This is a genomic window from Vibrio sp. 1288 (assembly GCF_033344475.1).
The window spans coordinates 1-528 of sequence record NZ_JAWPOX010001079.1 but is presented as its reverse complement, the minus strand read 5'-3'; the positions used below and the strand labels follow the sequence as shown (position 1 = coordinate 528).

General features: G+C 45.5%; 1 protein-coding gene. It reads right to left on the bottom strand.

Annotated features, from left to right (window positions below):
- A partial coding sequence (locus tag R8O11_RS30995; RefSeq protein WP_318195362.1) for a dicarboxylate/amino acid:cation symporter occupies positions 1–528 on the bottom strand: 528 nt, incomplete at both ends.

Genomic DNA, 528 nt, shown 5'->3' with positions numbered 1-528 from the left:
AACTTGCCGTAGATAGGGAAAATAGGATTTGTTCACGAGTTGCACGGAGAAACGCCTTTGGAGAAGTTCCAGTCGTAATGCCAACTGCCATTGGATAGAAGATGAAAATCCAGAACACAAGCATAGCCACGACAAGCGCAACGTAACCTGCAACAGACATCAATGTATTAGCATTTAAGGTTGCACCTAGTTGAATCATCAGAGCAAACACACCGTAAGGTGCTAGACTCATGACCAAACCAACCAGCTTCATCATGATCTCATTGGCCATCTTAAACGTGCGGATAGCAGGGCCACCTCGAGAATCCAGAGCTTGAATGGCTAGACCTGTCAAAATAGCCATAAAGATAATTTGTAGCATGTCGCCGTTAGCAAAAGCTTGTACTGGATTGCTTGGTACAATGTTTACCACGAGCGAGAAAATATCTGGTGTTTCAGTTGTCGTCAGCTTGACGGTTTCAGAAACCGTACCCGCTAAGTTTGCACCAGCACCCGGTTGGAAAATTAAACCTACGGTCAACGCTGCTG